We start from the raw sequence: 7,388 nt of genomic DNA on the forward strand, positions 1-7,388 counted from the left end.
TATGGCGACGCGAATCTACGAGGGCATGAAGTATGGCTCCAGGGGTGGGGTACCCGTGGCGGATGCCCTGACGGTGGAGGAAGCCCTGCAGGTGCACATCAACGGGAAGCCCTTTACGCTTTCCATGCGTACCCCCGGGGCCGACGAGGAGCTGATTCGCGGGATGCTGCACAGCGAGGCCATTGTAAATTCCCCTGATTTCCACCCGAAAATCACCCCCCTTGGGGAAAAAGGGGAAGGTATTGTCACCTCTGTGGACCTGGAGATCCCGAAGCGCTACCTGGGCGAGGGCTATTCCAACAGCCGGAGCCTCCTGTCGGTATCATCCTGTGGGATCTGCGGCCGTACCGAACTGGGCGAACAGGGCTTTACCGGGGCGGCCCTGGAAGCCCCCGGACAGTTCCCCCCAGCGATTTTCAGCGAAATGTTTGAGGCGATGAACCGCCGGCAGCGCGATTTCATGCAGTCGGGGGGGACCCATGCTGCGGCCCTTTTCGATGCCGGGGGCGCCCTGCTGGTCGTCAGGGAAGACATTGGTCGGCACAACGCCGTCGATAAGGCCATCGGCAGCCTGCTGCTGGAGGGCCGCCTGGGCGAGGCGCGCGCCATGACTGTCAGCGGGCGGGTTTCCTATGAAATCACTATTAAGGCCTTTAAGGCCGGCATCCCTTTCCTGGCCGCCGTTTCCGCCCCTTCATCCCTTGCGGTGGATTACGCCAAGGAATTGGGCATTACCCTGCTCGGGTTTTGCCGGGAAGGACGGGCCACCTGTTACGCCCACCCCCACCGCATCGCCCCTCAAAAAATCGCCTCCCCCCCGAACCAAACCTTCGTGAACGATGTCTGAAAACCTCAGTGAACTTTTAGGCCGAAAGGGCCTGGATACCAACCTTTTCGACCAGTTGGGCCGGTTGGCCCGGCCGGAAGGTACCCCTGCGGAGGAAGAACTCGCCCGGCTTGCCGAAGAGTTCCTGATCGGCAAGGCCAACATCTTCGGCACGGCTTCCTTCTACGACTTTTTAAAGCCTGAAAACAAAGGGAAACAGGTATATGTCTGCAACGGTTCGGCCTGTGAATGTGCCGGTACCCAACCGGGGGTCCTGAAGAAACTGGGCACCGCCTTTTCGCCTGAACAAATCGGGCACATGACCTGCCTGGGCCGCTGCCACGAGAACGCCGCCTTCCATTATAAGGGCCGGAATTACTCCGGAGCCGACATTGACCACCTGCATGCCCTTGTAGAGGGGATCCCCCCGGACGGGGGCGATACCTATTATGTAGCGGCCAGCCATGAGCCCGTGCTCACCCGGCCCTTCACAAACCTGGACACCCATTATAAGCCCTGGCTGGAGGTACTGGGGAAGGACGCCGAAACCACCCTGGAGGAAATCAAGGCATCACAGCTGCGCGGGCGCGGCGGGGCCGGGTTCCCCATGGGGCTTAAGCTCGAATTTTGCCGGAAGGCCCCGGGGGAGGTCAAGTTCATTATTTGCAATGCCGATGAAGGGGACCCGGGGGCCTATTCTGACCGCTACCTGTTGGAGCAGCGACCGCATTCGGTCCTTTTCGGGATGCTGGTAAGCGGGTATGTGACCGGGGCGAATCATGGGATCGTATATATCCGGGCCGAATACCCGGAAGCCGTGCAGCGGGTACAGGAAGCCATTGAGGCCCTTAAGGGGGCGGGCCTGGTTGGAGAAGACATCCGGGGCAGCGGCTTCAATTTTGAATTCAAGGTAATCCAGGCACAGGGGTCCTATATCTGCGGGGAAGAAACGGCCCTGATCAATTCCATCGAAGGGCAGCGCCCGGAAGTCAGGGTGCGGCCGCCCTACCCGGCCCAGCGGGGGCTTTTCAATAAACCCACGGTGGTGAACAATGTGGAAACCCTTGCCGCCCTCCACTTCATCGTCAGCCAGGGGGGTGCCGCCTGGAAGGCCCTGGGCACCGAGCGGTCCTCCGGCACCAAGCTCGTCTGCCTCGATAGTTATTTCAGCCGCCCCGGGGTATATGAAGTGGTCATGGGTACCCCCATGAAGGAGGTGGTCGACCACCTGGGCCAGGGCTTCCGGAAACCGGTAAAGGCCTTGCAAATCGGCGGGCCACTGGGCGGGGTGGTGCCCGTGGGCAAACTCCCGGAACTCACCCTCGATTTTGAGTCTTTCTCCTCGGCAGGGTTCCTGCTCGGGCACGCCTCTGTGGTGTGCATCCCGGAAAGCTACCCCATGATGCGCTATATCGAGCACCTGTTCGACTTTGCGGCCTATGAGAGTTGCGGGAAATGCTTTCCCTGCCGCCTGGGGACCAAGCGGGGGCACGAACTGGCGCAAAAAGCCCTGCAAGGCGGGTACGCCATTGACAGGACCCTTTTTGACGACCTGCTCACCACCCTGGAGCAGGGCTCCCTCTGCGCCCACGGCGGGGGCATCCCCCTGCCGATCCGGAACATCGTCCGGTATTTTGAACCCGAACTACAATCGTACTTCACGTAACCCATCCTTATGAAGACTGCCTATATCAACGATGTCGCCTATCCGTTTGAAACCGGGGAGACCATGCTGTCCTTCATCCGCCGGCAGACCGACCCCGACCTGGTACCGACCCTGTGCGACGCGCCCAACCTGGACCCCTTCGGGGCCTGCCGGGTGTGCAGCGTGGAGGTTGCCGCAGAGCAGGGGGGAAGGCTCCGGACCATGGCGTCCTGCCATACCCCTGTAGGCGAAGGACAATATATCTACACCAGCACCCCTTCCATCCAAAAACTTCGGAAAAACATCATCGAACTGGTACTCACCGACCACCCATTGGATTGCCTCACCTGCGAGGTCAACGGGAATTGTGAATTGCAAACGGTTGCCGCCCAGGTGGGGATCCGCCAGGTGCGGTACCCCGAAGGCGAAACCCACCTCCACCGGGAGAAGGACCTCAGCCACCCGTACATGACCTCCGACCTTAGCAAATGCATCAATTGCTACCGCTGTGTGCGGGCCTGCGATGAGGTCCAGGGGGAGTTTGTGCTGAGCATGGCGGGCCGGGGGTTCGATGCCCACATCATCAAAGGCCTCGACCAGACCTTTATGACCTCGGATTGCGTCAGTTGCGGGGCCTGTTCCCAGGCCTGCCCAACCTCGGCCATTTCCGACGTCTTCCAGTCCAAGTCGGTACAGGCTACCGAAACCACCCGTACGGTATGCACCTATTGCGGGGTGGGCTGCAACCTGGAAGTCGGGACGCGAAACGGGGAAATCCTGAGCATTACCGCCCCCTACGATGCGGAGGTGAACCAGGGGCACACCTGCCTGAAAGGGCGATTTGCCTTCCAGTTCTACAACCACCCCGAACGCCTCGACGCGCCCATGATCCGGCGGAATGGCACCCTCGAAAAGGTGAGCTGGGAAGAAGTATATGATTACATCGCGGAAAAGTTTACGCACTACAGGGAAACCTACGGGCCTGATAGCCTGGCGGGGATATCCTCTTCCCGGTGTACCAACGAGGAGAACTACCTGATGCAGAAGTTTTTCCGGGCGGTCATCCAAACCAACAACATCGACGGGTGTGCCCGGGTCTGCCATTCGCCCACGGCATTGGGCATGCAGCGCACCTTCGGTACCGGGGCGGCCACCAATTCCATCGATGACCTCAAACACACCGACTGTATCCTGGTCATCGGGGCCAACCCCACGGATGCCCACCCGGTAACCGGGGCCAAACTCAAGCAATTCGCGATGAAATCCGACAAGGTTTCCATCGTCATCGACCCGAGGCGTACCGAACTGGCCCGCTATGCCACCCACCACCTGGCCCTCAGGCCGGGGACCAACGTGGCCGTGCTGAACATGATGATGTATTACATTGTTACGGAAGGCCTGGTGGACGATGCCTTTATTGGGGGCCGCACCGAGGGATATGAAGCCTTTAAGGCAGAGCTCCTGGCCATTGACCTCGACCGGCTGGAGGCCGTATCCGGGGTGCCCCGCGAGGAGGTACGGGAAGCGGCCATCGCCTATGCCACAGCCCCGAACGCCATGTCGTTCCACGGACTGGGGGTCACCGAGCACTCCCAGGGGACCTTCACGGTCATGCAGATTGCCGACCTGGCCATGCTCACGGGCAATATTGGCCGCAAGGGGGTGGGGGTAAACCCCCTGAGGGGGCAAAACAATGTGCAGGGCAGTGCCGACATGGGCGTGCAACCCCACCAGGGGGCGGGATACCTGGACGTGACCCGGCCGGAGGTCGCACGGCGTTACAGCGAATTCTACAGGGCCGAAGTGCCTTCCCATATCGGCTACAAAATCCCCGAAATGTTCCAGGCGGCCATGGACGGGAAACTCAAGGCCCTTTGGATCATTGGGGAAGATGTGGTGCAAACCGACCCCAATACCCAAAAGGTGATCCGCGCCCTTGAGGCTACCGAGCTGGTCATCGTACAGGAGCTCTTTATGACCGAAACGGCCAAATACGCCGACGTGGTTTTGCCGGGGGCGTCCTTCCTGGAAAAAAGCGGCACCTTTACCAATGGGGAACGCCGGGTACAGGCGGTGCGGAGGGTGGTGGAACCCATTCCCGGAACCAAACCCGACGGACAGATCATCGTGGATCTCATGAACCGGATGGGCTACCCCCAACCCGATTACACCCCCGAAGGCATGCTCGAGGAAATCTCGCAAATTGTCCCCTTCTTCGCAGGTATCCGTTGGGAACGCTTGGGCAAGAACGGCCTGCAATGGCCGGTAGCCCCCGATGGCACCGACACCAAAATCCTGCACCGCGACGATTTCAAACGGGGCCTTGGGTATTTTGAATTCCACTCCTGGGAGGAAACGGCTGAAATCACGGAACACGGAGAGCGGTATCCCTATATCCTCACTACCAACCGCGAACTGGAACACTACAATTGCGGGGCCATGACCCGGCGTACGCCCAATGGACAACTCCTGCAAAGCGATTACCTGATGATCCATCCCGAAGATGCCCGGGAAAACGGCATTTCAGACGGCGATTTCGTGTGCCTGGAATCGCCCCGGGGAAAGGTGGACGTCAAGGCCCGCGTGACCGATGAGGTCAGGCAGGGGGTGCTCAGCACCACCTTCCATTTCCCCGACATTATGGTGAACAACATCACCAGCGATATCCACGATTCCGAGGCCATGTGCCCGGAATACAAGGTGGTGGCCGTGAGGATCCGAAAATCCAAAGGGAAGTTCAAGGCCATGCTGGAGGGGAAGCAGGTATAGCACGCCTTTTTAGAAAACCCGGCAACCCCGGGCTGGCGCCCTGCGGATAAAAGCCTGCCGGCCGGGTTTTTCCTGATAGGGGATTTCAGGGGTTCAGGGTATCTTGAAATCGGGGGGGAGGGGGTCCCCCTGATTCGGTCACCCACCTGGCTTACAACCCCGGCCCGGGAAACACCGCCCCCCTGTTCCCTTTCAGAAACCGCCTCCATTCCCTGAAGGCAAGGAGGGTTTTCTTACCTTTGCACCAATAAATAACCACACTATGAACGCTTATGTTTTCCCCGGGCAGGGTGCCCAGTTTCCCGGCATGGGAAAGGACCTTTATGAAAAGTACCCCCTTGCACAGCAGCTTTTTGAGAATGCCAACGACATCCTTGGCTTTTCCATAACCGATGCCATGTTTGAAGGCTCTGCCGATGACCTGAAGGAAACGAAGGTCACCCAGCCCGCCATCTTCCTGCATTCGGTGGTGCTGAGCAAAGTCCTGGGCGACTCCTTTAAACCCGACATGGTTGCAGGGCATTCCCTGGGGGAATTCTCCGCCCTGGTAGCCAATGGCACCCTTTCTTTTGAAGACGGGCTGAAACTGGTGGCCCAGCGCGCCCAGGCCATGCAAAAGGCCTGCGAACTGCAACCCGGGACCATGGCAGCCGTCCTGGGCCTGGAAGATGCTGTAGTGGAGCATCTTTGCCAGGAGGTCCCCGGAGTGGTGGTGGCGGCAAATTACAACTGCCCCGGGCAGCTCGTGATTTCCGGGGAAGTGGAAGCCGTGAATCAGGCCTGTGAGAAGCTTAAAGGGGCCGGGGCCCGCCGGGCGCTGGTGTTGCCTGTGGGCGGGGCCTTCCATTCGCCCCTGATGCAGCCGGCACGGGAAGAACTGGCAGCAGCCATCGAAGCCACGGCGTTTTCAACCCCCTCATGCCCGATTTACCAGAATGTGACGGCCATGGCGGTTACCGATACGGAGCAGATCCGTAAAAACCTCATTGCACAGCTGACCGCTCCGGTTCGATGGACGCAGAGCGTGCGGCAGATGGTGGCTGACGGGGCATCGAACTTTATCGAAGTGGGCCCCGGAAAGGTTTTGCAGGGGTTGGTAAAGAAAATTGACGCAGCCGCAGAGGCGCGCTCTGCCGAGGTGCTGGGGTAATCCGTAACCCCGGGGCAGTTCATCCGGATCAGGGGGGATTTCGACCAGAAAATTCGTACACCCCCCCTTTTTTTTAGTAATTTCGACCTTTGTTTAACCCAACTTACCACATCCTGGAAAGGGGAGCATTAAGGCTTCAAAATCTGCGGGCTATGAAATTGAATACCCTCTGCTCAATCTGTCGGGTCCTTCCTTTTTGTAAGGGAATCCGGTTTTTTCTGTTCTTTTTTCTGATAGCCGGGACTACTTCCTTTGCGCAAACCCTGAGCATTAATGATGTCAGCCAGGCGGAGGGAAGTGGGGGAGGTACCACCACATTTACGTTTACCGTAAGCATTAACGAGGGCCCACAGGCTGACCCTATCCAGTTTGAATACAGTACTGCCGACGGTACAGCCGAAGAGCCGGGGGATTACCTCCAGGCCTCTAACCTTTTGGAAATAATTCCAGCCGGGGATACCTCTGTAGAGATTGATATCACTGTAATCGCAGATGACGACCTGGAAGGGAATGAGACCTTTCTGGTTCAACTCGCCAACCCAACTGACGGAATTAGCCTGGCCGATAATACCGGGACAGGCACCATTCAAAATGACGACTCCGCCACGCTGACCATTACGAATCAGGCGGTTTTGGAAGATGCGGGGTCTATGGTTTTCACGGTGACCCTGGACAATGCGGTTCAAGACGGTACAGCGGTGAATTATTCGTTTACCGATGGAAGCGCTACCGGAGGCGGGGTGGACTTTACGGGTACGGCTGGCACGCTCACTTTTGCCGGGACTGTTAATGAGCAGGAAACCATCACGGTTCCTATTAATGATGATGCAGTGGTCGAGGGCACTGAAAGCTTTACGGTAATCCTGGGCACTCCTACCAACGGGGTAGGGGTTAGCGGTTCGCCGGCCACGGGCACGATCAACGACAACGACAGCGCAGCGATCACCATTGCCGATGTGACGGTGACGGAAGGCGCAGGCATGTTGTTTACGGTAACG

At 58.8% G+C, this 7,388-nt stretch carries 5 protein-coding genes; all 5 read left to right on the forward strand.

Translation table 11 applies throughout. The features are described from left to right. The first annotated feature begins 1 nt into the window (after position 1). Positions 2-847 (forward strand): formate dehydrogenase accessory sulfurtransferase FdhD, encoded by an 846-nt coding sequence (fdhD, locus tag NG653_RS12545; protein WP_252742058.1) that lies wholly within the window; start codon positions 2-4, stop codon positions 845-847. Beyond that, positions 840-2,492, forward strand: coding sequence for an NADH-ubiquinone oxidoreductase-F iron-sulfur binding region domain-containing protein (locus tag NG653_RS12550; RefSeq protein WP_252742059.1), 1,653 nt, complete (start codon positions 840-842; stop codon positions 2,490-2,492). The genes fdhD and NG653_RS12550 overlap by 8 nt, the downstream gene beginning before the upstream one ends. Positions 2,493-2,501: 9 nt before the next feature. Beyond that, positions 2,502-5,240: a formate dehydrogenase subunit alpha gene (gene fdhF / locus NG653_RS12555; RefSeq protein WP_252742060.1), complete on the forward strand. Its 2,739-nt coding sequence runs from the start codon at positions 2,502-2,504 to the stop codon at positions 5,238-5,240. Between the two features lie 262 nt (positions 5,241-5,502). Continuing rightward, entirely contained in the window at positions 5,503-6,390 is an 888-nt protein-coding gene (fabD, locus tag NG653_RS12560) for an ACP S-malonyltransferase (protein WP_252742061.1), read from the forward strand. Between the two features lie 152 nt (positions 6,391-6,542). Next, on the forward strand, positions 6,543-7,388 hold an 846-nt coding region (locus tag NG653_RS12565), incomplete at its 3' end, for a Calx-beta domain-containing protein (protein WP_252742062.1).

It is taken from the genome of Robiginitalea marina, from assembly GCF_024006985.1.
Classification (GTDB): Bacteria; Bacteroidota; Bacteroidia; order Flavobacteriales; family Flavobacteriaceae; genus Robiginitalea; species Robiginitalea marina.

Bases quoted from the DNA above. Each gene is read 5' to 3' on its own strand.
- NG653_RS12550 (WP_252742059.1), top strand. From the start codon at position 840: ATGTCTGAAAACCTCAGTGAACTTTTAGGCCGAAAGGGCCTGGATACC.
- fdhF (WP_252742060.1), top strand. From the start codon at position 2,502: ATGAAGACTGCCTATATCAACGATGTCGCCTATCCGTTTGAAACCGGG.
- fabD (WP_252742061.1), top strand. From the start codon at position 5,503: ATGAACGCTTATGTTTTCCCCGGGCAGGGTGCCCAGTTTCCCGGCATG.
- fdhD (WP_252742058.1), top strand. From the start codon at position 2: ATGGCGACGCGAATCTACGAGGGCATGAAGTATGGCTCCAGGGGTGGG.